The organism is Nocardia sp. NPDC001965, from assembly GCF_053594175.1.
On the sequence record NZ_JBSFDZ010000039.1, the window covers coordinates 17,640 to 41,653 of the forward strand.

Annotated in this window: 24 protein-coding genes; 7 read left to right on the forward strand and 17 right to left on the reverse strand. The window is 67.8% G+C overall.

What is annotated here, in order from left to right; genetic code table 11:
- Positions 1–15: 15 nt before the first annotated feature.
- The 11 genes from ACWCPQ_RS30355 to ftsH all read right to left on the reverse strand — a co-directional run bounded on the left by ACWCPQ_RS30355 (position 16) and on the right by ftsH (position 10,676).
- Positions 16–810, reverse strand: coding sequence for a type III pantothenate kinase (locus ACWCPQ_RS30355; RefSeq protein ID WP_449905236.1), 795 nt, complete (start codon positions 808–810; stop codon positions 16–18).
- Positions 811–827: 17 nt separating this feature from the next.
- A complete protein-coding gene (gene panD / locus ACWCPQ_RS30360; protein WP_449905287.1) occupies positions 828–1,247 on the reverse strand; it encodes an aspartate 1-decarboxylase in 420 nt (139 codons plus the stop codon).
- Between the two features lie 271 nt (positions 1,248–1,518).
- The gene (gene panC, locus ACWCPQ_RS30365; protein WP_449905238.1) at positions 1,519–2,490 is read right to left on the reverse strand and encodes a pantoate--beta-alanine ligase; all 972 of its coding nucleotides are present in this window, start codon (positions 2,488–2,490) and stop codon (positions 1,519–1,521) included.
- Positions 2,491–2,689: 199 nt separating this feature from the next.
- The gene (locus ACWCPQ_RS30370) at positions 2,690–3,637 is read right to left on the reverse strand and encodes a Rossmann-like and DUF2520 domain-containing protein (protein WP_449905240.1); all 948 of its coding nucleotides are present in this window, start codon (positions 3,635–3,637) and stop codon (positions 2,690–2,692) included.
- A 117-nt stretch (positions 3,638–3,754) separates the two neighbouring features.
- A complete protein-coding gene (locus tag ACWCPQ_RS30375; RefSeq protein WP_449905242.1) occupies positions 3,755–4,954 on the reverse strand; it encodes a DUF6779 domain-containing protein in 1,200 nt (399 codons plus the stop codon).
- Between the two features lie 71 nt (positions 4,955–5,025).
- Positions 5,026–5,502 carry a DUF3180 domain-containing protein gene (locus tag ACWCPQ_RS30380; RefSeq protein ID WP_449905289.1) on the reverse strand — a complete coding sequence of 159 codons (477 nt, stop codon included), beginning with the start codon at positions 5,500–5,502 and terminating at the stop codon, positions 5,026–5,028.
- Positions 5,503–5,698: 196 nt separating this feature from the next.
- Complete coding sequence (folK, locus tag ACWCPQ_RS30385; protein ID WP_449905244.1) at positions 5,699–6,244, reverse strand: 2-amino-4-hydroxy-6-hydroxymethyldihydropteridine diphosphokinase; 546 nt, start codon at positions 6,242–6,244, stop codon at positions 5,699–5,701.
- Positions 6,241–6,633 carry a dihydroneopterin aldolase gene (folB, locus tag ACWCPQ_RS30390; protein WP_449905245.1) on the reverse strand — a complete coding sequence of 131 codons (393 nt, stop codon included), beginning with the start codon at positions 6,631–6,633 and terminating at the stop codon, positions 6,241–6,243. The genes folK and folB overlap by 4 nt, the downstream gene beginning before the upstream one ends.
- Positions 6,630–7,448 carry a dihydropteroate synthase gene (gene folP, locus ACWCPQ_RS30395; RefSeq protein WP_449905291.1) on the reverse strand — a complete coding sequence of 273 codons (819 nt, stop codon included), beginning with the start codon at positions 7,446–7,448 and terminating at the stop codon, positions 6,630–6,632. Before folP ends, folB begins: the two co-directional genes overlap by 4 nt.
- Positions 7,449–7,540: 92 nt before the next feature.
- Positions 7,541–8,212 carry a GTP cyclohydrolase I FolE gene (gene folE / locus ACWCPQ_RS30400; protein WP_449905247.1) on the reverse strand — a complete coding sequence of 224 codons (672 nt, stop codon included), beginning with the start codon at positions 8,210–8,212 and terminating at the stop codon, positions 7,541–7,543.
- A 76-nt stretch (positions 8,213–8,288) separates the two neighbouring features.
- Positions 8,289–10,676, reverse strand: a complete 2,388-nt coding sequence (gene ftsH / locus ACWCPQ_RS30405; protein ID WP_449905249.1) for an ATP-dependent zinc metalloprotease FtsH — start codon at positions 10,674–10,676, stop codon at positions 8,289–8,291.
- Between the two features lie 329 nt (positions 10,677–11,005).
- On the opposite strand from ftsH, the gene ACWCPQ_RS30410 reads away from it, so the two are divergent.
- Entirely contained in the window at positions 11,006–11,971 is a 966-nt protein-coding gene (locus ACWCPQ_RS30410; RefSeq protein ID WP_449905251.1) for a hypothetical protein, read from the forward strand.
- A gap of 229 nt (positions 11,972–12,200) precedes the next feature.
- Here the strand turns inward: ACWCPQ_RS30410 and ACWCPQ_RS30415 are convergent, their stop codons facing one another.
- Complete coding sequence (locus ACWCPQ_RS30415) at positions 12,201–12,671, reverse strand: RrF2 family transcriptional regulator (protein ID WP_449905253.1); 471 nt, start codon at positions 12,669–12,671, stop codon at positions 12,201–12,203.
- A 91-nt stretch (positions 12,672–12,762) separates the two neighbouring features.
- Here ACWCPQ_RS30415 and ACWCPQ_RS30420 point away from each other — a divergent pair, with 91 nt between their 5' ends.
- A complete protein-coding gene (locus ACWCPQ_RS30420; RefSeq protein ID WP_449905255.1) occupies positions 12,763–13,512 on the forward strand; it encodes an SDR family oxidoreductase in 750 nt (249 codons plus the stop codon).
- 33 nt (positions 13,513–13,545) lie between these two features.
- On the opposite strand, the gene ACWCPQ_RS30425 is transcribed toward ACWCPQ_RS30420, so the two are convergent.
- Positions 13,546–14,361, reverse strand: coding sequence for a DUF1266 domain-containing protein (locus ACWCPQ_RS30425; RefSeq protein WP_449905257.1), 816 nt, complete (start codon positions 14,359–14,361; stop codon positions 13,546–13,548).
- A 102-nt stretch (positions 14,362–14,463) separates the two neighbouring features.
- Between ACWCPQ_RS30425 and ACWCPQ_RS30430 the strand changes: the two genes are divergently transcribed.
- From ACWCPQ_RS30430 to ACWCPQ_RS30445, 4 genes are all read left to right on the forward strand, one after another.
- The gene (locus ACWCPQ_RS30430) at positions 14,464–14,718 is read left to right on the forward strand and encodes a DUF2277 domain-containing protein (RefSeq protein WP_449905259.1); all 255 of its coding nucleotides are present in this window, start codon (positions 14,464–14,466) and stop codon (positions 14,716–14,718) included.
- A gap of 123 nt (positions 14,719–14,841) precedes the next feature.
- Complete coding sequence (locus ACWCPQ_RS30435; protein ID WP_449905261.1) at positions 14,842–16,434, forward strand: aldehyde dehydrogenase family protein; 1,593 nt, start codon at positions 14,842–14,844, stop codon at positions 16,432–16,434.
- Between the two features lie 144 nt (positions 16,435–16,578).
- Positions 16,579–17,412 carry an SDR family oxidoreductase gene (locus ACWCPQ_RS30440; RefSeq protein WP_449905263.1) on the forward strand — a complete coding sequence of 278 codons (834 nt, stop codon included), beginning with the start codon at positions 16,579–16,581 and terminating at the stop codon, positions 17,410–17,412.
- Between the two features lie 419 nt (positions 17,413–17,831).
- The gene (locus tag ACWCPQ_RS30445) at positions 17,832–18,716 is read left to right on the forward strand and encodes a LysR family transcriptional regulator (protein ID WP_449905265.1); all 885 of its coding nucleotides are present in this window, start codon (positions 17,832–17,834) and stop codon (positions 18,714–18,716) included.
- A gap of 53 nt (positions 18,717–18,769) precedes the next feature.
- Here the strand turns inward: ACWCPQ_RS30445 and hpt are convergent, their stop codons facing one another.
- Genes hpt through ACWCPQ_RS30465 form a run of 4 tightly spaced genes read right to left on the reverse strand, consistent with a single transcriptional unit; the run spans position 18,770 to position 22,922 of the window.
- Positions 18,770–19,333: a hypoxanthine phosphoribosyltransferase gene (hpt, locus tag ACWCPQ_RS30450; protein WP_449905267.1), complete on the reverse strand. Its 564-nt coding sequence runs from the start codon at positions 19,331–19,333 to the stop codon at positions 18,770–18,772.
- Between the two features lies 1 nt (position 19,334).
- Positions 19,335–20,354 (reverse strand): tRNA lysidine(34) synthetase TilS, encoded by a 1,020-nt coding sequence (tilS, locus tag ACWCPQ_RS30455; protein ID WP_449905269.1) that lies wholly within the window; start codon positions 20,352–20,354, stop codon positions 19,335–19,337.
- A gap of 4 nt (positions 20,355–20,358) precedes the next feature.
- On the reverse strand, positions 20,359–21,471 hold the full coding sequence (locus ACWCPQ_RS30460; protein ID WP_449905271.1) for a zinc-dependent metalloprotease: 1,113 nt from the start codon (positions 21,469–21,471) through the stop codon (positions 20,359–20,361).
- A 14-nt stretch (positions 21,472–21,485) separates the two neighbouring features.
- Positions 21,486–22,922: a D-alanyl-D-alanine carboxypeptidase/D-alanyl-D-alanine-endopeptidase gene (locus ACWCPQ_RS30465; RefSeq protein WP_449905273.1), complete on the reverse strand. Its 1,437-nt coding sequence runs from the start codon at positions 22,920–22,922 to the stop codon at positions 21,486–21,488.
- A 240-nt stretch (positions 22,923–23,162) separates the two neighbouring features.
- On the opposite strand from ACWCPQ_RS30465, the gene ACWCPQ_RS30470 reads away from it, so the two are divergent.
- On the forward strand, positions 23,163–23,645 hold the full coding sequence (locus ACWCPQ_RS30470) for an inorganic diphosphatase (RefSeq protein ID WP_449905275.1): 483 nt from the start codon (positions 23,163–23,165) through the stop codon (positions 23,643–23,645).
- Positions 23,646–24,014: the final 369 nt, after the last annotated feature.

The following is a 24,014-nucleotide window of genomic DNA, read 5'->3' on the forward strand; positions in this document are numbered from 1 at the left end:
GACGGGGTCGGGGAATCACCCGCGATTGCGGCGCTGATTGCGTTCGAAGACCAGGCGCAGCCCGGTCATCGTGAGATGCGGTTCGTGGTGCTCGATCGTCTCGGATTCGTCCACGATCAGCGGAGCGGCCGCGCCGGTCGCCACCACGGCGACCCCGTCGTCGGCGAAACCGTCGATATCGTCGCGGATACGGTCCACCAGACCGTCCACCAGCCCCGCGAAGCCGAAGATCGCCCCCGACTGGATACATTCCACACTGTTCTTACCCACCACCGACCGGGGCCTGGTCAACTCCACCCGGCGCAACGCAGCCCGCTCGATCAGGGCCTCGGTCGCGGTCTCCACTCCCGGCGCGATGACTCCGCCGAGGAACTCGCCCTTCGCCGATACGAGGTCCACACAGACCGAAACACCGAAATCCACCACGATCGCGGCGCCACCGAACTGATGGTGAGCGGCGAGACTGTTCACGATCCGGTCCGCGCCCACCTCTTTCGGATTGTCGACCAACAGCGGGATACCGGTCCGCACACCGGGCTCCACCAGCAGATGCGGCACATGCTGCCAGTACCTGTCCAGCATCGATCGCAATTCGCGCAGCACCGGCGGCATGGTCGACAATCCCACCACACCGGTCACCTCGTCGAGATCGGAGCCCACCAGTCCGCGCAGACTCATCGCGAACTCGTCGGCGGTGTGCAGCGGATTCGTATGGATGCGCCAATGCCGGACGAGTTCGGACTGCGGGCCCGAACCGGCGATCAACCCGACTACCGTGCTGGTCGTCCGGACGTCGATGGTCAGGAGCATGCGGTCACCGCCGCCGCTCAGGCGAAGGTGAGATTGCGGGGGCTGATCAGATCCGATCCCTCGGGCGCATGCGCCGGATCCGATCCCAGCTCGACCGGACGATTACGGGAATCGACGAACACCACCTTCGGGTCGTACTCGCGCAGCTCTGCCTCGTCCATCATCCCGTAGGCGATGAGAATGACCAGGTCACCAGGATTGACCAGATGTGCGGCGGCACCGTTGATACCGATCACACCGGAACCCCGCTCACCCGCGATCACATAGGTCTCCAGCCGGGCGCCGTTGTCGATATCGACGATGCAGACCTGCTCGCCCTCGAGCAGATCAGCGGCATCGAGAAGATCCTGATCGATGGTCACCGAACCGACATAGTGCAGGTCGGCATGGGTCACGGTGGCCCGGTGGATCTTCGATTTCATCATGGTGCGCAACATCATCGTCGCCTTTCTGTGTTCATGGCGGCGCCTTCGGCACCGCAGGGCCGGGGCCCTATTAACCCCGGTTCTTCACTCCTCCGCTCCTCCGCTTCGCTCCCCCGCTCCGTCGCTCCAGAACCGGGGCGGGCCCCGACCATGGAGGTCGACCTTCCGGAGAAGGCGGGGGGTTCGGCTGTGTGGGCAGTTCGGACGGGGCCGACGGATATGTGGTCGGTGGAGTGCCGATCTTTCGGATGCCGGAGGACGAACGGCGTGTGTGGCAGCGCACTCACGGTGATCCCCGCCCGGTGCTCGGTGCTTGCCGCGCGGTATCGACCGGTGCGGACGACGGGGAGGTATCCGCATCCGGGTGGCCGTCCAGCTGGACGCCCAGCTGAACGGGAGCGTTGTCGATCAGGCGGGTGGTGCCGATCCGGGCGGCTATCAGTAGGCGGGCGTTTCCGTTCTCGGGGGCGGGATCCAGATTCGCCGAACGCAGTTCGAGATAGTCCAATTCGATCTCGGGAGTGGCGGCCAGCACCGCGTTCGCGGCCCGCAAGACCGCATCGGCACCGGCCGCACCGGATCGAGCGCCGGCCAGCAGAGCGGCCGACAGTGTGGTCGCGAGTTCGCGCTGCACCGGGTCGAGATAGCGGTTGCGCGAGGAGAGCGCGAGGCCGTCGGATTCACGCACGGTCGGTACCGCCACTATCCGCACATCGAAATTCAGATCTCGGACCATCTGGCGGATCAGCGTGAGCTGCTGGTAGTCCTTCTCACCGAAGAATGCCTCGTGCGGGCCCACGATCTGGAGCAACTTGGCCACCACCGTCAGCATTCCGGCGAAATGGGTGGGCCGGGAGGCGCCCTCGAGGTCGGCACCGACCGGTCCGGGCTGCACCGTGGTGCGCGGACCTTCCGGATACATATCCGCCGCGCTCGGCGCGAACACCAGGTCGACGCCTTCACCGCGCAACAACTCCACATCGGCGTCGAGGGTGCGGGGATAGCTGTCCAGGTCCTCACCGGCCCCGAACTGCAGTGGATTCACGAAAACGGACACCACCACGACCTGGTTGGTGCGTTTGGCGCGACGCACCAGTTCGAGGTGCCCCTCGTGCAGGGCCCCCATCGTGGGCACAAGTCCGACAGTGCGCCCGGCGCCACGCAGCGCCCGGACCACCTTGCCGAGCACCGCCGGATCGTGCTGCACCGTCAGCTCCCCCGCGCGGTACGCCCCGCGCAGCACCGAACCCGTCACAGCGCCTCCTCGGAACCCGGCACACGGAGCCCGCTCCGAACCAGAAGAGATCGCCTCACAGAGCCTCCCGCGAATCCGGACCGTCCGAGCCGCGGTGGCCGCAGCGCAGACGGAGGTGTCGCAGTGTCGAACCGCATGTGAACCCGGACGATGCGGTCCGCGGAGGCCGCAGCGAAGGCGGAGGTATCGCAGTATCGCTTCATCGGTGCTCCTCCAGCAGCTCGCGTAGTTCGGCGGGGGCCTGCGCCCGTTCGGCAGTACGCCGGGACAGCGCCCGATAGGCGGCGGCGATTTCGGGGTCGGCCGCCGCGAGGGCGTCGAGATGGGCCGCCACGGCCGCGGTGTCCCCGCGTGCCACGGGGCCGGTCAGCGCCGACTGGCCGCGGCGAAGCGCGTTGTCCAGTGCAGCGGAGGCCAATGGTGCGAGCAGCCGTTCGGGCAGGCCGTTGGGTTGTCCGTCGATGATCTGCTGGCCCAGCAGGCCGGGGCCCGCCAGCGCCTGTCGCAGCGCATCCACCGCATCCAGCACGAGCGTCACGAGGTGGTTGCTGCCGTGCGCGAGCGCCGCGTGATAGAGGGTGCGGTGTTCTTCGGCGACCCGGACCGGTTCGCCGCCCATCTCGATCACCAGGGACTGGGCGATCGCGTAGCCGACCTCATCGGCGGCGGTGATACCGAAGCAGGCGTTGGCCAGACGTGGAACATCCTCGTCGTGACCGGTGAAGGTCATCGCGGGGTGCACGGCGAGCGGTAGCGCACCGGCATCCTGCAGCGGGGCCAGCACTCCGATGCCGTTCGCGCCGGAGGTATGGGCGACGATCGTGCCCGCACGCACCGTTCCCGAACTCGCCAGCCCGCGTACCAGGCCGGCCAGTTCCGCGTCGGGAACGGCCAGGATCAGCAGTTCGCTGCTGGCAGCGACCTCCTCGACCGGAAGGATCCGCGATTCGGGCAGCCGGGCCTGAGCCCGGCGCACCGAGGCGTCGGATATGGCGGCGACACCGAACACGATGTGTCCGGCGCGCTCGAGTGCGGCGCCGAGGGCCGATCCCACACGTCCCGCCGAGACGATGCCTACCGTCAGTCGTGCGGGCGCTGGATCACCACTCGCGGCCGGATTGCCAGGAGTCACGCGTGGCGAGGTCAACAGTGTCCTCTCGAAGTCGTTCCAGTCCCGCACTGCGGGTACCGGACGTTACGAGTCGAGGATAGGACCAGCTCCGGCCGATGCGCCATGGGCGCCCCGGGTGATATACACCGCACTTCAGGAGCTGCGCTGTTCCTCTTCCTGCCGCAGGTTCGCCATGATCTCGGCGACCGACAGGCGCCGGTTCCCGGCGGAGTCGGGCTGGGTGCGGCGGCGCCGCGAATTCGCCGGTCGGGGGAAGAGCGCGACCGTCGCGCGAGCCGCGGGTCCACGGGACTTCCCTTTGCCCGACTCGTCGGCGGCGGGCTGGTCTTCCGGCGCGGGAGTCCCGGACGGCGGCGAGTGGAGGTCCGGCGCGCCGCTGTCGGGCGCCGGCGATCCGGCATCGGGCGACGGCAGCGAGGTGTCCGGGGTCGGCGGGCCGTACACGGGTTCGTCCCGCAGGGGCGGGCCGTAGCGATCCTCGTCGTCGGCGTCGGATTCGTACACCTCGGTGAAGGCATCCGCCCAGCTCGGCCCCGAGATATCGGGGGCGGACGACCCGTACGGCGGGTCGTCGTCCAGCCGTACGATCGCAGTTTCCGCGGTGACCGGGGCATCGTCGGGGCTCGCGAACCGTGGACGATCCGGATGGTCGGTCTCGTACACCGGGGTCACCGAATTGCGCTCGCCGGTGGCAGTATCACCGTCGGTGGTGTGACCGGCTTCCGCTTCGGCACCGGCTTCCGCTTCGGCATCGGCCCACCCGTCCGCGGCATGCGACCAGCTCGCCGCGGCATTGGCCCAGGCATCCACCGCTCGCCGTTCGCCGTCGTCGTCCGGTCCCTGCCAGCCGGGCGGAAGCCCGGTCGCCTTGTCCTCGGCGCTGGGTAGCTCCTGAACCCGGAAAGCCGACGCCCGTAGTGCGGGCCGCTCTTCCGGCAGCTCACCGTCGAACAGTCGCTCGAGCTGCCGTCGCAGCACCGTGAGTTCGGCACGCAACGCGGCCATTTCCGTGGCGTCGGCGCCGAGCTCCGAACGCATTCGGGATTCGACGCCGATTTCGTGCTCGCGGCGGGCACTGATCTCACGTTCGAGTTCCAATGCGTAGATCTGCCGCAGATCGCGCATCTTCGTCTGATAGCGGCCGGCCGCCCATGCACCCAGTACCGCCGCCCACAACGCGACCACCAAACCCACCCGGACGAACTCCAGGCTGTCGCTGAATACGAGAAATACGCTGGCCACCAGACCCAGTAGGACGAGTGCACCGAGGAAGAGCTTGCCCACATCTTCCCGGCCGCGCGAGGAAGTACTACTGCGGGACGGTGAAACCATGACCGCAAGGGTAGCCGCGATATTCGCCACCGCCCAGGTCGGAAAGGGCGGTATCGATCACGGCCCCGAACCTACGAGGGAGCCGGGTCGTCGCTCGGGTCGTCGGGAGCGCGACAACAGTATTCGAGCCACAGCGCCGCCACCGCGAGCGCGATCCCGGCGCCACAGCCGATGAGGGCGCCCGGGTAGTCGGCGTCGGCCGCCCGCAACTCGCCGCGCTGCGGGAAGATCCAGAGCAGGAACCCCAGCCACACCCCGGCGACGAGGGATCCCACCTGGGCGGAGGCCTTCGCCAGCGCGAGCGCCCGGGCGACGGTGATCGGATGCAGCTGACGCAGATCGGCACCGATCTGGCGGCTGCTCACCCGAGTCCGGATATAGAAGCCCAGAGCGGCCTCCAGAATCGCCACCGGATACAGGGAGGCACCGGCGATGGTCGAGATCGGCGGAAAACTCGCATAGGCCAGCCGGGAGGTCACCCACGCGATCACCGCCGCGATCAGCACATTCGCCAGCAGTTCCCGGATCCGGGTGGGTTTGAGCTTCATACCCCCGCCGTCGTCGCCACCCTGACCGCCCCCGACACCGTTCCCACCCCCAGCCATCACGAAGACTCCTTCGAACCGATGACATACGGCCCGCAGAGGCCCCAGCGAACGCAAAGGTCTCGCATCACGCCCGCTCTCACTGAAGCGGTGACATACAACCCGCGGAGACCGCAGCGAAGGCGAAGGTATCGCAGCGTCACGAAACCTCCCTCGGCGCGGATACGAGTGTCAGGTCCGTACGCACAACACCCGCGCGCTCGGCGGGATCCAGTTCCGTCAACAGTTCGCGCACCCCGCGTTCGGCCCCCTCGACCGACAGGACCGCATCGGGTTCCACATCGAGCCAGGGAATCAGGACGAACGCGCGGTTGTGCGCCTGCGGATGCGGCAGGGTGAGCTCGGGATCGTTGCTGTGCAGTGCACTGAAGCCGCCACCGGCCGGCTGCGCACAGGACACGATATCGACATCGAGGGTGCGGGCACCCCAGCGCACGTTCCGCTCGCGCCCGGCCGCCTGTTCCAGTTGTTGCCCGTGCCGGAGCCAGTCACGGCAGTCGTAGGCGGGGTCCTCGGCGACCAGCACGGCATTGAGGAAGTCCTCCTGGTTCACGCCACCCCAGGGCGCGGTGCTGTACACCGGCGATACGGCACGCACCCGGGCGCCGAGCCCGGTCACGACACCGCGCAGCAGTTCGAGCCGATCCCCCATATTCGAACCGATCGAAAGCACCGCACGCGTCATGGCGACCCCTGTCCGCGGCTACCGGCGGTCACCACCCGTACATCGGCGAAGCTGTGCGGAATGGGTGCGGCCGGTTTGTGCAGGACCACCTCGACGTCGACGACACCGGGCACTTCGCGGACCCGGTCGGCGATCTCGGTGGCCACCGTTTCGATCAGATCCCGGGCCGGCCCGCCCACGATCTGCACGGCCAGTTCCGCGAGCGCCCCGTAATCCACAGTATGGGCCAGATCATCGGTCGCCGCCGCGCGGGCGAAATCCGACCAGACGGTCAGGTCCACCACGAATTCCTGGCCGTCGCGCCGTTCGTGCTCGAAAACCCCGTGCCGGCCGAAAACCCGCAGCCCGCGTAGTTCGATCCGGTCCTGGCCGGTCGCCGGGGCATTCACCGCGGCGTCCCCGGCCGCTGGGCGTTTCGCCAGGCGTCGGTTACGGCGACCGCGTCCTGCGAACCGCGTACGTCGTGGACGCGCACCCCCCACGCACCGTGCCATGCCGCCAGCGCGGAAATAGTGGCGGTGGCGGTCTCCCGGCCGGCGGGCGGGCGTGGCCCGTCGGCATCGCCCAGCAGTGATCCGAGGAAGCGTTTGCGCGACGCGCCGATCAGTATCGGGAACCCGTCGGCCACGAAGAGATCCAGAGCGCCCAGCAGAGCCCAGTTGTGTTCCGCGGTCTTCGCGAAACCCAGGCCCGGGTCGAGGATGATCCGCGCCGGATCGACACCCGCGTCGATCGCCTGCTGCACCTGCACCCCGAGCTCGGAACGTACCTCGGACACCACATCGTCGTAGTGGTCCGCCGGACCCGTATGCCGGTAATCGGACGCGGCCCGCCAGTGCATGAGGATCCACGGGATATCGGCGGCGGCCACGACCGCGGCCATCGCCGGGTCGGCGCGACCGCCGGAGACATCGTTGATCACTGTCACGCCGGCGGCGACGGCAGCTTCGGCGACGCGGGCCCGCATGGTGTCGACACTGGTCGGGATACCGGCGGCGACCAGACCGCGCAGCACCGGAACCACCCGTTCGACCTCGGTCTCGACCTCGACACGGACGGCGCCCGGGCGGGTCGACTCACCGCCGACATCGATGATGTCGGCGCCCATCTCGTAGAGCCGGATCCCATGTTCGACGGCCCGCTCCGGATCAAGGTAGCGGCCGCCGTCGGAGAACGAATCGCTGGTCACATTGACCACGCCCATCACCACGCAGGACCGCCCCGGGCGCGGATCCACGCCCGGGCGGGGCCGGATCCCGGTAAGGGTGGGTGCTGCGGGAGCCGTTCGCTGGTCGCTCACTTGCGCAGGATCAGGTCGAGGGCCTCGGAACGCGAGGCCGAGTTCGTCTGCAGGATTCCGCGGACCGCCGAAGTGGTGGTGCTGGCCCCGGGTTTGCGGATTCCGCGCATGGCCATGCACAGATGTTCGGCCTCGATCACCACGATCGCGCCGCGCGGATCGAGTTTCCGCATCACCGCGTCCGCGATCTGGCTGGTGAGCCGTTCCTGCACCTGCGGACGTTTCGCGTAGAGGTCGACCAGCCGCGCCAACTTCGACAGACCGGTCACCCGGCCGTGCGGGCCGGGGATGTAGCCGACATGGGCGACACCGTGGAAGGACACCAGATGATGTTCGCAGGTCGAATACATCGGGATATCGCGAACCAGGACGAGTTCCTGATGTTCTTCGTCGAAAGTGGTGTTCAGTACCGCGTCCGGTTCCACGTAGAGGCCCGCGAACATCTCGCGGTAGGCGCGGGCGACCCGGGCCGGAGTGTCGAGCAGGCCCGGCCGGTCCGGGTTCTCACCGACCGCGAGCAGCAGCTCGCGCACCGCCGCCTCGGCCCGAGCCTGATCGAACCGTCTGCCGGTCTGCAGCGCGATCAGCTCCGCCCCGGACGCTTCACCTTCCCCCAGTTCGGCGGGGATACCGGCCGTGTGGCCGTTGGTCTGCTGATCGGTCGACATTCGAGGACACCTCCACATCTCGGGCGCGGCAGTACACACCGGGCGCCGAACCCGTCCGAGCGTAATCGGCGACGGGTTACTGCCGACCGTTCGGGCTGTCCCAGGAGTGCGGTCCACCACGCCCGGATTCCTCACCGGAGCCGTAATCGGATTCGTCTCGGCCCCGGTCGTAGGGCGAACCCCCGCCCTCGTTGCGGTGTCCGCCGGGGTGCTGGTCGCGATGCGGTGGCCGAGCCTGTTCCTGCCCGCCGTAACCACGATCCGCCGGTGGGGCCTGCGGCTCCTCCCGCGGCGGCCAGCCGGGCGCCGACCAGCCGGCGGGAGCACCGTAGTCCGGGCGGGAGCCGTGGGTGGCGCCCCGGGGGTAGGCGGGAGCGGGTTGCGGGGCCGGGTAACCGGCGGGCGGCTGACCGTACCCGGGCTGCTGGACGGCACCGCCGGGGAAGCCGGCTGTCTGCGGAATGCTCCCGGCGGGCGCCGGATCGCGCGGAGCGATACCGGCTGGGGTCACGGGTTGCGGCGGCCACGGCTCGCCACGTTCGGCCGCGAGCTCACCGGGGGTCTTGACCGGCGGTTTGTCCGACGGCACCCGATCGCCGAAATCGTTGAACGCGGTGATGCGGGGCCGCTTCTGCACAGCGCTGAGAATGGTTTCCAGGTCCTTGCGGTGCAGCGTCTCGCGTTCGAGCAGGGCCATCGCCAGATCGTCCAGCACATCTCGGTACTCGCTGAGGATCGCCCAGGCCTCGGTATGGGCCGCCTCGATGAGATTGCGGACCTCTTCGTCGATGGCCCCGGCGACCTCGTGTGAATAGTCCGAGGCGGTACCCATGGACCGGCCGAGGAACGGATCGCCCTGCTCCTGGCCGTACCGCACCGCACCGAGCCGGGCACTCATCCCGTATTCGGTGACCATCGCGCGCGAGATCTTGGTGGCCTGATCGATATCGGAGGAGGCACCGGTGGTGGGCTCGTGGAAGACCAGTTCTTCGGCGGCGCGCCCGCCCATGGCCATGACCAGCCGCGCGATCATCTCCGACCGGGTCATCAGGCCCTTGTCGTCCTCGGGGACCGTCATCGCGTGACCGCCGGTGCGGCCGCGGGCCAGGATCGTCACCTTGTAGACGGGCTCGATATCGGGCATGGCCCAGGCGGCGAGGGCGTGGCCGCCCTCGTGGTAGGCGGTGATCTTCTTCTCGTGTTCGCTGATGATCCGGCTCTTGCGGCGCGGACCGCCGATCACCCGGTCCACCGATTCCTCGAGCGCGTCACCGGTGATGGTGGAACCGTTCTCGCGGGCGGTGAGCAGCGCGGCCTCGTTGATCACATTGGCCAGATCGGCACCCGACATGCCGACGGTCCGTTTGGCGAGTCCGTCGAGATCGGCTTCCGCGGCGATGGGCTTGCCCTGCGAATGCACCCGCAGGATGGCCCGCCGCCCGGCCAGATCGGGGTTGCTGACGGGGATCTGCCGGTCGAAGCGGCCGGGCCGCAGCAGGGCAGGATCCAGGATGTCGGGGCGGTTGGTCGCGGCGATCAGGATGATGCCGGTGCGATCCCCGAAGCCGTCCATCTCCACCAGCAACTGGTTGAGGGTCTGTTCGCGTTCGTCGTGACCGCCGCCGAGCCCGGCACCGCGCTGGCGGCCGACCGCGTCGATCTCGTCGACGAAGATGATGCAGGGACTGTTCTGCTTGGCCTGTTCGAACAGGTCACGAACGCGGGAGGCGCCGACACCGACGAACATCTCCACGAAATCGGAGCCGGAGATGGTGAAGAACGGTACGCCCGCCTCACCGGCGACCGCGCGCGCGAGCAGCGTCTTACCGGTACCGGGGGGACCGTAGAGCAGGACGCCCTTCGGGATCTTGGCGCCCAGCGCCTGGTAGCGCACCGGGTTCTGCAGGAAGTCCTTGATCTCGTAGAGCTCTTCGACTGCCTCGTCCGCACCGGCCACATCGGCGAACGTGGTCTTGGGCATATCCTTGGACAGCTGTTTCGCCTTGGATTTCCCGAAGCCCATCATGCCGCCGCGACCGCCGCCCTGCATCCGCGACATCACGAAGATGAACAGCCCGAGCAGGATCACCATGGGCAGCACGAAAAGCAGGATCTGGGTGACCCAGCTCTCCTGTTTGACCATCGTGTTGTACGGGGCACCCGAATCCTGGACGGCCTTGAATATCTGGGCCGAGGTATCGCTACCGCCGGGATACTTTGCGATGATCTTGTCGGCGCCCTGGGTGGCGTCGTTCCCGTTCTTCAGCTCGATCCGCAATTGTTGTTCGCGATCATCGATCTGAACGTGGGCGACGTTCTCCTTGTCGGCGAGCTGGCTGATGGCCACCGACGTGTCGACGCTCTGCCAGCCGCGGGTGTCGTTGCCGAAGTAGCTGAACAGATAGATCACGAGCAGAATGCCCGCGATTATCGCCAGGGTACGAAACACAGTCTTGCGGTTCATAGAGCGTCGGCCGGGCGGCCAGTCCTTTCAGGCGTCTCCGCGTTCTTGCCTAGCGATGCGTCGATCTCGCACGGCGCAACCCACATCCTTACCGCCCGGTGGGCGGATTCGGGTGCGGACATGCCACGTTACCGCGTACGGTCTAGTCGATACATCGCGCTTCCTGACTCGTCGCAAGCCAGTAGTTCGGCTGGTGATGCAGTTCAAGAGGTAAACGGCCGGAAAACCACGGTGGTTCCCGGGGTCGTGTTCTGTGATATCTCGTAGTGATCACAATCATGGCACGCAGGTAGGACCGATGATGATCGCGTACGACCCGAGCAGGGGGTATGGACATAGTCGAGTTACGGACACCCACAGCTATCGTGCGGCACGGCGAAGGGCGATTGGTCGTCCTGCGCCCCGGCGCCGACGGTGAAACCGAGACCGACGGCGAACGCGTCCTCGACGTCGCGGTGACCGATCTTCTGGAGGTGCGGCTCAGCCGGCGGGCCGACGACGCGGTGGTCATCGAGATATATCTGCGTTATCCGACCCCCGTGCTGGTCGGTGTTCCCGCCGATCGGACGCCGCTACCGGTGCTCATCGCCGAACACGATGTCCCGGCCGCCGCCGGGATCGTCGCGCGGATCAACGACCAGATCCTGGCCGCGCAGCGCATCGATATCGCCGCCCCCGAGTTGAAGGCACCGCCCACCGAGTGGACCGACCACGGCCCGGTACGCGCGGATGTGGAACGTGCCGTCCGCCGGATGTCGGCGGCGGGGCGTGGCGAATCGACCGTGGCCGATCTGGCGGGGTATCTCACCGAGGACGAATACGTTCTGGAGACCGCGAGTGTCGTCGCCCACCCGCCGGTGGGTGACGACGACCCCTGTCTGCTCACGGTGACCACGGCGCGCCTGCTCCTGGTATCGCTCGGCGCTACCGAGGCATACGCCCACGACCTGCCGATTCCGGTGATCATGCGCGCTCGTGCCACCGAGGAGACCGTTTCGGTGGTCGAGGACATCCGGGTGCGCAACCGCCGGCCCCTGGTGGAAGTGCACGACGGAAATACGACGATGTACTTCACCGCGCTGGATCGCGCCGATTCCGAGCGATTGGCGTGCGCGATCAATTTCGCGGTGCGGTTGGTCGCGGTGGACGGTTCCGCCGGCCCGGCCGACCCGAGCGTCGCGCACCTGTACTCGGAGTGGGAACTGCTGGTCGAGCGGCATTCGCTGGGAATGGTCGACGACACCCAGTTCCAGCGCTACGGCCGCGGCATCCTACGGTCGCTGCCCGGTATCTGACCGGCGCGCGCATCCGACCGGCGCCGGTGCCGAGGTAGGGCCGGTGTCACGATCGGACCGTGCCGCCGCGGGTGCCGCGCCGGGCCGTGGGCCGATGGCGCATCGGCCGGACCGAAGGCATTGCCGGAGATATCGGCGACGCGGCGTCATCGGTGTCGATACGAGGGCCGTCGCCGGCCATCGTAGATCCGCGGCCGAGTGCGGATCGAGCCGCCTCGTACCCGGATGCTCACGGCCCCACCAGGCGCCGCCTGGTGCGTTCCGGGGCCCAGTCCGGTAGCTCGGCGACCAGGTCGGCCAGTGAAGTGGCGGCCAGACTGGCGCGCCACGCCTCGTGCGCCTCGGACATCTTCACCGCGAGGATGCAGCGATCGCGGCACTCCGCGGCCGGCAGCCCACCGCGGCCCTGCTGACGTATCTCGCGACATTCGTAGGGTGAGGCGCCGCCGTCGACGGCCTCGACGATCTGCAGGAGCGTGATATCTGCCGCGGGCCGGGCCAGCCGGAACCCGCCCCGGGGGCCCGTCGTGGCACTCAACAGCCCGGCCCGCACCAGCGCCTGCAGCTGTTTCGCGAGGTAGGGCGCCGGCAGATCGAAGTACTGCGCCAGCTGCGCCGCCGACGCGGTGGTCCCCGCCTCGAGTTGCGCCAGCGAGGTGGCGCAGTGCAACAGCCATTCGGTACTCACCGGCAACTTCATGCCCGTGATTCTATCCAAGATATTGCGGATCTATTTAGTCCGAGATAATGTTCGGGCACCGAACAGATCGGATACCGAGGAGACAGGACTCATGACCATGCGAATCGCCGTCGCCGGTGCCACCGGGAACATCGGAGCTCGTACCGCCGCCGCCCTGACGGCGGCCGGCCATGAAGTTGTGCGGATCAGCCGCTCGCTCGGCGTAGACCTGCGCAGCGGCGCGGGACTGGACACCGCACTCACCGGGGTCGACGCCGTCGTGGACACCACCAGCACCGAAAGCACCGACCGCGCCGAGGTCGTCGACTATTTCGGCAGCATCACCGGCAATCTGCTGGCCGCCGAACAGCGGGCGGGTGTGGGCCACCATGTCCTGCTGTCCATCGCCGGAATCGCGCGAGTGGACGGCAACGCGCACTATGCCGGTAAACGCGAACAGGAACGTCTCGTGGCACAGGGCAAGGTGCCGTGGACGATCGTCCCGGCGACCCAGTTCCACGATTTCGCCGCCACGGTGACCGGCTGGACCGAACAGGACGGCGTCGCCACCCTCGCGCCCCTGCTCGTACAACCGATCGCCCCGGGCGATGTGGCCGATATCCTCGCCGAGATCGCGACCGGCGCGCCGCAGGGCCGCTATCGCGATATCGCCGGACCGGATCCGCAGGACCTGGTGGATATGGCCCGGCGCACCAACGACGCGCGGGGCCGCTCGATCACGCTGGTACCGACCTGGTCGTCGCTGTTCGGACCGGAGATGGCCGGTAACGCACTACTGCCCGGGGAGAACGCCCGGATCGCCCCGACCACCTTCGAGCAATGGCTGGCCGAACAGCGCTGAGTCCGCACCGGCCGGCGACGCGGACCTATCGCACTAGGACAGGCCGATGCGATTCCAGGGGCTGGTCGGGCGGAGCCATAGACGCAGCAGTTCCAGCCGGCGATCGACACCGCCGACCTTCAGTTCGGCCAGATCCTCGCAGGCCTGCCAGTAGGTCCAGCCGGTGAGGTAGGCGTCGCCGAACTGCCGCCAGTTCCGGTATTTACGCTGGGCCAGCGGTAGCGCGCGGCCCAGGTAGTCCCACGCCACATCGTCCTCGATATAGCCGGCCGTGTATGACATACGCGCCACCGCGACGACCCTGGCCAGATCCCAGGCGTGGATATCGGCGGGTAGCGGCCGGGACAGATGATCGGTGAAACCGATTTTGATCGCCTGGGACCAGATGTCGTAATCGCGGACGAGCGCCTCGGAATTGTCGATCCCCCGGAACGAGGCGACCTGCCGCAGGAAGGCGCGGTGCCGATCGGCGCGCTCACCGAACCGGTCCCGCTCGCTGGCATTCAGCGATGCGGTGACCAGCGGATGGACCAGGGCGTACAGCGGGGCGTGCATACCCTCGAGCAGCTGTTCCATGGATGCGCGGGCCTCGGTGCCGTCGGTGATCCCCCAAGCTCCGGTGAGCGTATCGATGGCCAGTTCACGCCGGTCGCCGAGCGGATGATCGCGTTCCGGGCCGAGTAGCAGCGCGTCGTGGAACGCGTCCCAGCGCGCCGAGTAGAAGGCGCCCAGCGACAACGCGCGCAGGCGGTCGTCCTCGATCTGCGCGCCGGACCAATGGTCTTCCTCGCGCTTGTCGAGCTCCGGATAGGGAAAGGGGGTCGGCGTGGGCAATCCGGCAGCAGCCATACGGTGAGTCTAGGTCCCGGGCCCCCGGTCGGTCCGAGCAATGTGTTTTCACATTTCTTCCTTGCCCTGCCACCAGCCCTGTTCCAGGGCTAATGTGCATTCATGTGTAGAAACATCACCGTCTTGCGAGGTCTGGAACCCGCCGCTACCGAGCAGGAGATCTATGCCGCCGCACTGCAGTATGTGCGCAAAGTCGGTGGGCTGACCGGGCTGAGTTCGGCCACCAAACCCGCGGTGGACAAAGCCGTCGCGGCCGTCGCGGCGGCCACCACCGAACTGCTCGCCGAATTACCCGACCGCCGGGTGCCCCCGGCAACCGAGCCGCCACTGCGCCGGTTGGCTCGCGAACCCCAGTAGATCCCGGCATCGGACACCGCGACCGGGCGCGGTGTCTCGCACAGTGTGTCACGATCGAGCCGGTGAGCTGATTCACACCGATCAGCCGCAGCGGTTCCGAGCACGACGCAGTGGGAGAACGCAGTGACCAAAACCGAATCGGGACAACCCGACGCCACGGCGAAAACCGTGGACAAGCCCGCGGACTCGGAGATCCGAGTCCTGAATCCCGCCACCGGCGAGGTGGTCGGCTCGGTACCGGATATGACGGCCGAGCAGGTCGTCGCGGCCATCGCCGAGCTGCGCGAGCATCAACGCGCATGGCAGGCCATCGGCGCCGACGAGCGCAAGGAATGGCTGCTCAAGCTCCAGGATTGGATCATCGACAACACCGAGGTGCTGGCCGATGTACTGCAGTCCGAGACAGGCAAACCGCGGGTCGATTCGCTCATCGACCCGATCTTCGGCAGTGATCTCATCGGCTACTACGCCCGCCGCGCCGCCAAATTCCTCGCCGACGAACATCCGGCCCCGCACAGCCCACTGGCCCGGGTGAAACGGCTGACCACGGTATTCGAGCCGTATCCGGTGGTCGGCGTGATCACCCCGTGGAACTTCCCGCTGGCCATGCCGCTGCTCGATGTGATCCCCGCCCTGGCCGCCGGCGCGGCGGTGATCTTGAAACCGTCCGAGGTGACTCCCCTGTCCGCGCTCGAACTGGCCCGCGGCTGGGCCGAGATCGGCGCTCCGCCGGTGCTGTCCGTCGCCACCGGTGCGGGTGCCACCGGCGCGGCCGTGGTCGAGCACGCCGATTACATCCAGTTCACCGGATCCACCGCGACCGGTCGCCGGATCGCCGCGGCCTGCGCCGCGCGACTGGTTCCCTACAGCTTGGAGCTGGGCGGTAAGGATCCGGCGATCGTCCTCGCCGACGCCGACCTCGATCGCGCCGCGCACGGTATCGCCTTCGGCGGCATGTTCAATTCCGGGCAAGTCTGTATCTCGGTGGAGCGGGTCTATGTGGAGGCCCCCGTCTACGACGAGTTCGTCGAAAAACTGACCGCGAACGTCAAGGCCCTGCGACAAGGTCGCGACGATCGCACACCGCGCAACGATGTGGGCGCCATGGCCAACGAGAGCCAGGTCGGCATCGTCGCGCGGCATATCGACGAGGCCGTCGCCGCCGGGGCCAAGGTGCTTACCGGCGGCAAACGCACCGGCGTCGGCACCTTCTTCGAGCCCACCGTGCTCGTGGATGTGGACCACACCATGTCGTGTATCACCGAGGAGACCTTCGGACCGACCCTGCCGGTGATGAAGGTGGCCGACGAGGCGGAGGCGATCCGGCTGGCCAACGACTCGGTGTACGGACTGTCTGCGACAGTCTGGACCGGAGACAAGGCGCGGGGTGAGCGAGTGGCCCGGGCACTGAACGCGGGCGCGGTCAATATCAACGACGTCTTCGCCAACCTGTTCAATTTCGCGCTCCCGATGGGCGGCTGGGGCGATTCCGGGGTCGGCGCTCGCTGGGGTGGCCCGAACGGGGTGCGCAAGTACTGCAAGGCCAAGGCGATAACCACGCCGATGCTGCCGACTCAGGAACGCGAACTCACCTGGATGCCCTACGACCTCAACAAGATCCTGATCGGGCTGGGTGCCATGCGTGCCGCCGGAGCGCGCGGTATGCGCCGGATCGATATCGGCGCACTGCTGCGACTCAAAGGGGAAAAGGAATGAGGCGATACGACGACACTGCGATACCTTCGTCTTCGCTTCGGCCTCCGCGCACCACGGGTGGCGAATCCACGGGAAGTAAGTCCGGTGTCTTCGCCGGCACTTCGGCCTCCACCGGTGACATGAATCCGCTTCGAGGGGGAAACCGTGAGTAGAACCGAATCCGTTCGGGGCAAGGTCGTCGTGATAACCGGCGGCGCCCGGGGTATCGGCCTGGCCACCGCTGTGGCCCTGGAGAAGCTGGGCGCGAAGATCGCGATCGGCGATATCGACGAGAAGACGGTCAAGGAATCGGGCACCGACCACGATTTCGACTACTACGCCCGCCTCGATGTCACCGATATCCAGTCCTTCAACACGTTCCTCGACGATGTGGAACGCGAGATCGGGCCGATCGACGTACTGATCAACAATGCCGGGATCATGCCGACCGGGCGATTGGTCGACGAGTCCGACCAGATCACCCGCCGGATCCTGGACATCAACGTCTACGGCGTCATCCTGGGTTCCAAGATCGCCCTCGCCCGGATGCTCGCCCGCGGCCGGGGACACATCATCAATATCGCCTCGCTCGCCGGTGAGACCCATATCCCGGGCCTGGCCACTTACAACGCCTCCAAACACGCGGTACTCGGGTTCACCGATACGCTCCGCGAGGAGTACCGGGGCACGGGCGTGGCTTTCTCCTCGGTACTGCCCACGCTGACCAATACCGAACTCGGTTCCGGGGTCGCCGCGCCGAAGGGCCTGCCCGCGGCCGAACCGGAGGACATCGCCGCGGCGGTGGTCCGGCTCATCGCCAAACCCCGGTCCAAGGCACGAGTCACCCGGGCAGCGGGCGCCATGTCGGTGTTCGTGAATCTGCTGCCGCAGTCGGTGGGCGATGCGCTGGGCCGGTCGATGGGGTCGGCCCAGACCTTCCTCGACGATGTGGACACCGAGAAGCGCAGGTCCTACGAGGAGCGCGTCCGGGGCGACTGAGCGCCCGGCCGCAGGTATTGCACCGCGGCCCGTCGGCGACGGGCCGCGGTGGGCGCGGATGCGCCGCCGAAACCTCCCCGAAACCCTATTGTGATCAACATCACTTGACGTGCATAGTCGGAAGACACGCGGCGCGGAACACGCCCGCGTGACAGCCCCGCAGCAAACCGCCAACCCTATCGGCCGAGGTGACAGCACGCGCTGGACAAACTGCTCTACCACGACAAACGTCGGACACTTTACGTTGTATCGCCCGGCGGCAGCCGGACGTCGGCCGTGCGGAGAACTCATGATGCACATCACCGCGCAACCCCATAAGCTGTCACTAACAAACCTGCTGACTGTTTCTTGCCCGGTATGCGGACTCATCGAACAAATTAGGGCTGGAAATTCAGCAACGATTCTGATAGCAAGGTGCTATGGACCCGCATTTGCGCGATCTGCGGTATTTCGTCGCCGTCGCCGAGGAACTGCACTTCACCAACGCCGCCCAGCGGCTGCACATCGCTCAACCGACCCTGTCGCGTCAGATCCGGCAGCTGGAACGTCAGCTCGATGTGGTCCTGTTCGATCGCAACCAGCGCAGTGTCGCGCTCACGGTTGCCGGTAAGGAACTGCTCAGCGGCGCCCGCAAGATCCTGGAACTCTGGGAGACCACCAACAGCTCGCTGCAGGAGGCGGGCGAAGTACTACGCGTCGGCCTGCAGTCGACACTGGGCCGCGGGCTGCTGCACGACTTGGAGAGCGCCAGCGGCCACCGGCTGGCCCTGCACCCCGCAGCCTGGACCGACCCGTCGAGCGGACTCGCCGGCCGCCAGGCCGACCTCGCGCTGGTCTGGCTCCCGCTACCCGATCCGAACCGCTACCGCTGGCAGGTGCTGCGCACCGAACGCCGCTGGGTACTCCTGCCGGAGAACCATCCCCGCGCCGGCCAGGAAATGATCGACTTCGCGGACCTGCTCGACGAAAAGTTCATCGCACTGCCCGCCGAAGCCGGCGCCGTCCGCGATTTCTGGCTCGGCAACGACGCCCGCAACGGCCGTGCCGCCACCATCGGCGCGGAAGCCGCGACCCCCGAAGACCGGCTCGAGGCCGTCGGACTGGGCCTGGGGCTGTGCCTGTTGGCCGAGAACAACGTGCCCATGTACCGCTGGCCCGGGCTCACCGCACGGCCGGTCACCGGACTGCCCCCGTGCGAACTCGCGGTCGCCTGGCGAGCCGACGACAGCCGGCCGACCATTCTCGAGTTCGGCCAGCGGGCCGTTTCCGGCGGTTTCGCGGCACCACCCGCCATTCCGGCCTGACACATCACGAACCCGGTGGGTAGGTGGGCACGGCCCGCCTACCCACTCGTGGTTCAGGCCTGTTCACCGCCGTAGACCCGCGGATGCAGGGTGCCGATATAGGGCAGATCCCGGTACCGCTCGGCGTAATCGAGTCCGTAACCGACCACGAACTCGTTCGGGATATCGAACCCGACATTCGCGACCTCGACCTGGGTACGCAGCGCATCGGGTTTACGCAGCAGCGTCACCACCTCGAGCGAGGCCGGATTGCGGGTGGTGAGATTGCGCATCAGCCACGACAGCGTCAGGCCCGAGTCGATGATGTCCTCGACGATGAGCACATTGCGGCCGGCGATGTCCTTGTCCAGGTCCTTCATGATGCGCACCACGCCCGAAGACGACGTGGACGATCCGTAGGACGATACGGCCATGAACTCCATCTGAGTCGGTATCGGCAGAGCCTTCGCCAGGTCCGTCATGAAGAAGATCGCACCCTTGAGCACGCCCACCAGCAGCAGATCGCCCTCCGGTGCGTCAGCGGGATACCGCTTGGCGATCAGCTCGGCCAGTTCACTGACCTTCGCCGCGATTTCTTCCTCGGTGATCAGGACCGAATCGATATCGTCCCCGTACACGTCAACTGGTTTCCCTTCGCTCTCGGCGCTCCCGGTCGGTGCGGGCAAGTGTCAGCCTGCCATGCTCGCGAATCACGACCAACCGGGTCCCCCGCCCACCGCCACTCACGGCGACTCCGCCCTGGCCGCGCCAGGCCACCACCAACTCGTCGATTCCGCGCAGATGCGTTGCGGTCACCGCCGATACGTCGTGAGCCAGCAGCCAGGCCCGCACCGCCCGCCGACGCACCGCGGGAGCCGCCTGGAGCAACACCGCGCATTCCGGCGCACCCGGCCCGGCCCGCAGCAACAGCTCGCCGGCGAATCCGTCGAGAGCGGCGTTGTCCTCGCGCAGTTGTTCGGCGGTGCGGGCCAGCGCGAGCGCCGCGGTACCCCCGAGCACGCTCTCCAGCAGTGGCAGTACCTCGGTGCGCAGCCGTACCCGGGTGAACTCCGGTGCGCTGTTGTGCGGGTCCTCGTAGGGCGTCAGGCCGAGGTCGGCGCAGAACTGCCGGGTCGTCTCCCGGCGGACCCCCAGCAACGGCCGTCCCCACGGAGCGTCGTACGGGGCCATCCCCTGGATGGAACGCGCACCCGATCCGCGCCCGAGGCCCAACAGCACGGTTTCGGCCTGATCGTCGAGGGTGTGGCCGAGCAGCACCGGCAGGCCCCTACGCGCGCTGTCCAGCGCCGCGTAGCGCGCGGTACGCGCCGCGGCCTCCATCCCGCCGGGCCCGGTCACCGCGACGGGCAGCACCTGCGCCGAGTGGCACCCGAGCGAACGCGCGGTCGCCGCCGCCGACGCCGCCACCTCGTCCGACCCGGCCTGCAGACGGTGATCCACCACCAGCGCATGCACTTCCGCGGATTCCGCGAGCGCGGCCCCGGTGAGTGCCAGCGAATCCGCACCGCCCGACAACGCCACGGCCACGCGAAGATCCTCGGGTCCGAACTCCGTCAGCCACGCGCGGACCGCATGCCGCACACCCAGTACCGCGGGTGTCTCCGGTAACCGGATCGGCCGCTGTTCGGCGGGACGCACCGTTTCAGTCCAGCACCCGGGCGATCCAGCGCCGCGGTTCGTCGATCTCGTCGGTCCGCGGCAGCGTATCCGCGTCGGTCCACACCGCGTTGAACTGGTCCATCCCGACGGTCCCCACCACCTCGTCGACGAAAGCCTTCCCGCGCACGTACTGCGCCACCTTCGCGTCGATACCCAGCAGCGCCCGCAACAGCCTCTGCACCGGATTCGCGGGACGGGTACGGCGCCTGTCGAACGCCATCCGGATCTGTTCGACCGACGGCACCACACTCGGACCCACCGCGTCCATCACATGATCGGCATGCCCCTCGAGCAGGGTGCCCAGCAGCAGCAGACGATCCAGCGCCGCACGTTGTTCCGGCGGCTGCGTGGCCCGCAGCAGACCCACCACACCGCGAGTGGCGGGATCATCGGACGCCTGGCCGCTGCGCCGCAGTTTCAACTCGGCGAGCAAGCGACCCAGCATCTCGGTGGTGGCCTCGTCACCGATCTCGCCGAGCACCTCGACATTGTCCCGCATGTACCCGGCCAGCCACGGTGAGGCCGAGAACTGGACCCGGTGGCACACCTCGTGCAGACAGACCCACAGCCGGAAATCGCTCGGCTCGACCCCCAGCACCCGCTCCACCCCGACGATATTCGGCGCCACCAGCAGCAACGTGCCGTCCGGACCGGTGAACGGGTCGTACTGGCCGAGAATCGCGGTGGACAGAAATGCCAGCATGGCGCCGACCTGGACCCCGGCCGGTTTACCGGTGAACAGGCCCGACTGCGCCCCGGTGCCGGTACCGGTCAGTTGCGACATCGAATCGGCCGCCGCGGCAATCCAGCCCGGTCGGTCGACGATCCGCGCCGCGGGTACAGGCTGATCGTCGAGCAGACCGGTCACCGACCGGACCGGGGCCTCGGCCCGCACCGAGGCCTCGAGGAGTTCGGCCACCGCCTGCTCCGCGAACGGGCGGGGTGTCCGCGGACCGGCCGGAACCAGCGCGGCACCGGTACGGGCCGCCCAGCGCCAATCGACCGACCCCGCGAAAGTACGTCGCTCGTCGCCGGATCCGTCGGCCTCGGCCACTGTTCGGGCGCCGGGCCCGTCGGGACCTTGTCGAATCGTCATGCGCCCTCCAGCCGTCAGGAACATCCACAGTTGCGCAACGTGACCGCGACGGCGTCCAACGCGGGCCGGCTGACCTCCGGCGGCCGATCACTCGACATCAACGTGAAGGTCAGGACCCGGCCGTCACGATCCAGCACGTAACCAGCCAACGTACTGGCCACCGACAGAGTTCCGGTCTTGGCCCGCACCCATCCGGCGCCGGCTTGGTTCTGCGTGACATACCGGCTGCTCAGCGAGCCGGTACCACCCGCGACCGGCAGATAGTCCAGCATCGGCACCAGACGAGCGGCCAAGGTGTCGGCAGCACCGTCGGGCTGGGTCTGCCGCCCCGCACCGGCGCCCAGCGGCGGTACGAGCGGCGCGGGCGTGGAGGTGGCCGGTTCGGCTTCCGGCTCGGGCCCGGCGGCGGTGTTCAGGATCTGGTTCAGCAGCCGCGCCGGAATACGGTCGTCCACCGAGAGGCCGCTGCAATCGAACATCGACACACCGGTCATATCGAAATTGTGCTCGGCGAGCACCGCGGCGACCGCAGTCGCCGCCCCCTCGAACGACATCGGCCGCCCGGTGGCCGCGGCGACCTCCCGGCCGATCGTCTCGGCCAGCACATTGTCCGAATGGACCATCATGTCGCGCAGGCGATCGCGCAGCGGTGCCGACGCCACCTCCCCCAGCCGCTTGGTGCCCTGCGGGGCGGTACCGAGCCGGACCGCCGCCGGATCGAGCCCGAGCTCGGTGGCCAGACGCCGGCCCACATCCAGCGCCGGAGTCCCCGACCGCGGCGAATACTCACCCGCCGGATCGAGCCTGCCGCCGTCGAGCATCACCGGCTCGAGCGGCGCGATCGAACCACCGGGGATATCGACCGGATCCCAGCCGCGGGCCATGGTCTGCCCCGAATAGGCGGAGGTGTCGACCACGATCGTGTCGGCCCGCACATCGGCGTTGCGCAGCTGATCGGCCAGATCCAGCAGACTCCCGGCACCGGGGTAATACCCCTCGCCGCCCGGCTGCGCGGTGAGGGTCGGATCGCCCGCGGCCACAAGCACGATCTCGTTCGGCGACGAACCCGCCACAACCTTGGTCTGCACCCGTTGATCAGCGGGCAACGTCAACAATGCCGCCGCGGTGGTCATGATCTTGGCTGTCGAGGACGGCACCCGCGGCTCGTCGGCACGTTCGCTCCACAACACGGTGCCACTCGCCGCATCGGTCACCGACCCGGCGAAACCACCCAGATCGGGGCTCGCCACCACCGGCCCGAGCGCCGCCGCGACACCCGCCGAGCTCGGCGCCGGCGCGGTATCCGGGACCGGTGCGACATCCGGCGAAACGGTCACCGGAGCAGGCGGCGCGGCAATGGTGAGACCACCGTGCCGGAACTCCGGCGTCCACGGCTGCAGGATCGCGGTGGCCACCGCCGCCGCACCGGCCAGCACCGCCGACACGATCAACAGCCATGTCCGTATGCCGCGGCGCCGGCGCCCTACCGAACCGTTCCTACCGTTGCCGCCCTGCACCACCACGTTGTCCGTCTTCTCCCTTGTCCCCAGCTATCACACCCGAGCCCCCACTGAACCCATGTGCCCGCCGACAACAATATCGGTGTTCGGCTACCGTTCTCGGCGAACAACCGGGTGCGGCGGCGAGGCCGGGCACCACGGTGCATCGTGAAAGCAGCGGAAGGAGCTGGCGTGGAGTTCGACGTCACCATCGAGATCCCCAAGGGTTCGCGCAACAAATACGAGGTCGATCACGAAACCGGGCGGGTGCGCCTCGACCGGTTCCTTTACACCTCCATGGCCTACCCGGCCGACTACGGCTATATCGAGAACACGCTGGGAGAGGACGGCGACCCGCTGGACGCGCTCGTCCTGCTGCCGGATTCGGTGTTCCCGGGCGTGATCGTCGAAGCGCGCCCGGTCGCCATGTACCGGATGACCGACGAAGCGGGCGGCGACGACAAGATCCTCTGTGTCCCGGCCGGCGACCCGCGCTGGGACCACATCCAGGACCTGGCCGACGTCCCGGAGTTCGAGCTGGCCGCGATCAAACACTTCTTCGAGCGGTACAAGGACCTCGAACCCGGCAAATTCGTCAAAGGCTCCGAATGGGTGGGCCGGGCGGAAGCCGAGGTCGAGATCCAGGCTTCGTTCAAGCGTCTCGAAGAACACTGACGGCGGCGGGCCCGGGGAGACACTCCAACCCCAGAGGGCGGGGTGTCCGCCGGGCTCGGGGGTCGATCTCCGGAGACCAGGAGCAGGAATGCTCGCGTAGGTGAGAACTGGCCTGCTCACGAAGGTGACAGGGCAGGCTCGCTCACAAAAGTGAGAAGGCAGGCTCACCCACGAAGGCGAGGGGTGGGGTTACTCGCCAAGGTGCTGTGTTTTTGGCGCGCTGGCGCGCGCGGGGTTGAGGCCCCCACGGTAAACGCTCATGATGGATACCAATGCGCCCGAGTCCAAGCTTGCGAGCCAACGGGGCGCCGATAGAAAAACGCTCATCGCTATCTGGGTAGGTCGAATCATCCGCGCCTTCAACGTCGC

Bases quoted from the DNA above. Each gene is read 5' to 3' on its own strand.
- ACWCPQ_RS30445 (WP_449905265.1), top strand. From the start codon at position 17,832: ATGGACCCGCATTTGCGCGATCTGCGGTATTTCGTCGCCGTCGCCGAG.
- folK (WP_449905244.1), bottom strand. From the start codon at position 6,244: ATGACGCGTGCGGTGCTTTCGATCGGTTCGAATATGGGGGATCGGCTC.
- ftsH (WP_449905249.1), bottom strand. From the start codon at position 10,676: ATGAACCGCAAGACTGTGTTTCGTACCCTGGCGATAATCGCGGGCATT.
- ACWCPQ_RS30420 (WP_449905255.1), top strand. From the start codon at position 12,763: ATGACCATGCGAATCGCCGTCGCCGGTGCCACCGGGAACATCGGAGCT.
- ACWCPQ_RS30355 (WP_449905236.1), bottom strand. From the start codon at position 810: ATGCTCCTGACCATCGACGTCCGGACGACCAGCACGGTAGTCGGGTTG.
- ACWCPQ_RS30430 (WP_449905259.1), top strand. From the start codon at position 14,464: ATGTGTAGAAACATCACCGTCTTGCGAGGTCTGGAACCCGCCGCTACC.
- ACWCPQ_RS30375 (WP_449905242.1), bottom strand. From the start codon at position 4,954: ATGGTTTCACCGTCCCGCAGTAGTACTTCCTCGCGCGGCCGGGAAGAT.
- ACWCPQ_RS30410 (WP_449905251.1), top strand. From the start codon at position 11,006: ATGGACATAGTCGAGTTACGGACACCCACAGCTATCGTGCGGCACGGC.
- ACWCPQ_RS30380 (WP_449905289.1), bottom strand. From the start codon at position 5,502: ATGAAGCTCAAACCCACCCGGATCCGGGAACTGCTGGCGAATGTGCTG.
- ACWCPQ_RS30425 (WP_449905257.1), bottom strand. From the start codon at position 14,361: ATGGCTGCTGCCGGATTGCCCACGCCGACCCCCTTTCCCTATCCGGAG.
- folP (WP_449905291.1), bottom strand. From the start codon at position 7,448: ATGGGCGTGGTCAATGTGACCAGCGATTCGTTCTCCGACGGCGGCCGC.
- ACWCPQ_RS30415 (WP_449905253.1), bottom strand. From the start codon at position 12,671: ATGAAGTTGCCGGTGAGTACCGAATGGCTGTTGCACTGCGCCACCTCG.
- ACWCPQ_RS30460 (WP_449905271.1), bottom strand. From the start codon at position 21,471: ATGACGATTCGACAAGGTCCCGACGGGCCCGGCGCCCGAACAGTGGCC.
- folE (WP_449905247.1), bottom strand. From the start codon at position 8,212: ATGTCGACCGATCAGCAGACCAACGGCCACACGGCCGGTATCCCCGCC.
- panD (WP_449905287.1), bottom strand. From the start codon at position 1,247: ATGTTGCGCACCATGATGAAATCGAAGATCCACCGGGCCACCGTGACC.